Origin of the sequence: Thiocapsa sp., from assembly GCF_011390875.1 — a bacterium.
Lineage (GTDB): Bacteria > Pseudomonadota > Gammaproteobacteria > Chromatiales > Chromatiaceae > Thiocapsa.
In genome coordinates this window covers 1-3,220 of sequence record NZ_JAABRP010000351.1, presented here as the reverse complement: position 1 = coordinate 3,220, position 3,220 = coordinate 1, and the positions used below count along the sequence as shown (strand labels likewise).

Genomic DNA, 3,220 nt, shown 5'->3' with positions numbered 1-3,220 from the left:
CCTTCATCCGGCGCGAGCGTCTCTTCGGACTCGTTATCCCGACCCGCTACGGCGGACTCGGCTTCTCGCCGGCAGCACACTCGGCGATCGTCATGAAGCTCGCGAGCCGCAGCATCACCGCCGCGGTGACCGTGATGGTGCCCAACAGCCTGGGGCCGGCCGAGCTGCTGCTGCGCTACGGCACCCAGGCCCAACGCGAGCGCTGGCTCCCGGGCCTGGCGAGCGGCGAGGAGATCCCCTGCTTCGCATTGACCGGCCCAAAGGCCGGCAGCGACGCTGCCTCGACTCCGGACATCGGGGTCGTCTGTCGCGGCGTCTTCAAGGGCCGCCCGACGCTCGGCATCCGGATCGATTTCGACAAGCGCTACATCACCCTGGGACCGGTCGCGACCTTGATCGGACTGGCCTTCCGCTTGACCGACCCGGACAGGCTTCTCGGCGACGATCCGCAACCCGGCCTCACCCTCGCCCTGATCCCGGCCGATACCCCCGGAATCGAGCGCGGGCGCCGTCACCTGCCGCTCGGCATCCCCTTCCAGAACGGACCCTTGGTCGGGCGTGGTGTCTTCATCCCGGTCGATTGGGTCATCGGCGGCCAAGACGGGATCGGCAAGGGCTGGCGAATGCTGATGGAGTCGCTCTCGGAGGGTCGCGGTATCTCGTTGCCGGCGCTCGCCACCGGCGGCGGCAAGCTGGCTGCGCGCTATACCGGGGCCTATGCCCGGATTCGCAGACAGTTCGGCCGGCCGATCGGGGATTTCGAAGGGGTCGAGGCCGCGCTCGCAAGAATCGCCGGGCGGACTTATCAGATGGACGCTGCACGCCGGGTCTTTCTCGCCGCGCTGCTGGCCGGCGAGCATCCGGCCGTGCTCTCGGCGGTGCTGAAGTATCAGCTAACCGAAGGTTTTCGACAGGTCATCAACGACGCCATGGACGTGCAGGGCGGCAGCGGGATCTGTCTCGGGCCCGCCAATCCGCTGGGGCGCGTCTATCAGGCAATCCCGATCGCCATCACGGTCGAGGGCGCGAACATCCTGACCCGTAATTGGATTATCTTCGGTCAGGGTGCCTTGCGGTGCCATCCGCATGTGCTCGAGGAGTTTCGGGCCGCGGAAGATCCAGATCCAAAACACGCGTTGGAACGCTTCGATTCAGCCATCGCCGGACATATCGGCTTCCTGATCAGCAACCTCTTGCGAACACTGCGGGATGGACTTAGTGGCGGACGTCTCGCCGCACGGCCGACCGAAGGCTGGCTGGGTCGCCATTATCAGCGGCTGGACTGGCTGAGCAGCGTCTTTGCCCTCAATGCCGATCTGGCCATGATGACCTTGGGCGGGAGCCTGAAACGGCGCGAGCGGCTCTCCGCGCGGCTCGGCGACATCCTGAGCCTGCTGTTCATGGCCTCCTGCACGCTCAAACACTACGAGGATCTGGGCCGACCGGAGGCCGACCGGGATCTGGTCGAGTGGGCCATGGCGGACCATCTGATCCGCATCCAAGACGCGCTGGTCGCGCTGTGGCGGAACTTCCCGCGGCGCGGTCTCGCGCGACTTCTGCGGGTCATCAGCTTCCCGACCGGCCTGCCCTTCGAGGGGCCGAGCGATGCGCTGGATCATCGTGTCGCCCGCCTGATCCTGGAACCGGGCGCGTCCCGCGATCGCCTCGCGGCGGGCATCTTCGACAGCCGCGATCCGAGCCTGGCCGTCGGCCGCATCGAGCTGGCCTTGGCCGCCGCAACGCACGCGGACGAGGTACTTGGCGTCCTGCGCGCGGCCGTTCGACAAGGACGCTTGGCCGATCACGACGGCCAGACGCGACTTCGCGAAGCGGTCGCGACCCGACTGATCACCGCAGAAGACGCCGCGGCCGTCCGCGAGGCGGAGCAGCTTCGCGATGCCGTCATCGGGGTCGACAGCTTTGTCGAGCTGCGGCCGAAGCAGCGGCACATTCAGGATGCAGCCCGAGCCGCGGCATAATCCGAAAGGAGGACACGATGAGCGAACGCACACGATTCAACACCCGACCGGTCTATCTGGTCGACGGCTGTCGCACACCCTTTCTGAAGGCACGCGGTATCCCCGGACCCTTTAACGCGGCGGATCTCGCGGTCGGCGCCGGCCGTCCTCTCCTGCTGCGCCAGCCCTTCCCGGCGGAGGCGATCGACGAGGTCATCCTGGGGTGCGTGGTCCCGAGTCCGGAGGAGATGAACGTCGCCCGAATCGCTGCACTGCGTCTCGGTTGCAGCGAGCGCACCCCGGCCTGGACGGTCCAGCGTAACTGCGCCTCAGGACTCCAGGCCCTGGACAGCGCCGCGCACTCGATCGGCTCGGGCCGGGCTGATCTGGTCCTTGCCGGCGGCACCGAGGCCATGAGCCATGCCCCTGTCTTGTTTGGACGCGCCTTCGTCGAGTGGCTCGGGAACTGGTCGCGGGCGCGCAGCCTGACGGCCCGCGGACGGCTGCTCGCGCAGTTGCGCCCGCACGATCTAGCCCCCGTGATCGGCCTGCTCAAGGGGCTCACCGATCCCATCGTCGGTCTCTCGATGGGCCAGACGGCCGAGCATCTCGCCTGGCGGTTCGGGATCGATCGCGAGGCGATGGATCGGTTCGCGCTGCGCAGTCATCAGCGGCTGGGGACCGCACTCTCCGACCAGGTCTTTTCAACCGAGATCACGCCGCTCGTCGCACCCGACGGGACCCCCTACACGCAGGACGAGGGCTATCGGGTCGACACCGATCTGGACAAGCTCGGAGCGCTGCGCCCGGTGTTCGACCGACCCACGGGCGCGGTGACCGCCGGCAACAGCGCACAGGTTACGGATGGCGCCGCGCTGCTCCTGCTGGCCTCCGAGGAGGCGGTCGCGCGTTGGAACCTGACCGTGCTCGCGCAGCTCGTCGATATCCAATGGGCGGCGCTCGACCCCACCGAGATGGGTCTCGGGCCGGTCCACGCCATGGCGCCGCTGCTGCGTCGTCAGGGGCTCGCGACCGGCGACATCGACGTGTTCGAAATCAACGAGGCGTTCGCCGCGCAGGTCCTCGCCTGCCAGGAGGCTTGGTCGGATCGTCACTATCGTGAAGAGGTACTCGGCGACGAGCCGGATCAGGCGATCCCGGACGATGCCCTCAATCCGGAGGGCGGCGCCATCGCCATCGGCCACCCGGTCGGTGCGAGCGGTGCGCGTCTGGCCCTGCATCTGGCGTTGTCCATGAAGCGT

At 67.8% G+C, this 3,220-nt stretch carries 2 protein-coding genes; both read left to right on the top strand.

Going from position 1 to position 3,220, the window contains the following annotated elements; translation table 11 throughout:
- The coding region (locus GPT33_RS18260) for an acyl-CoA dehydrogenase (protein ID WP_296811930.1) at positions 1-1,979 on the top strand (1,979 nt) is incomplete at its 5' end.
- Positions 1,980-1,996: 17 nt separating this feature from the next.
- Positions 1,997-3,220: acetyl-CoA C-acetyltransferase (locus GPT33_RS18255; RefSeq protein ID WP_296811928.1), on the top strand; the 1,224-nt coding region annotated here is incomplete at its 3' end.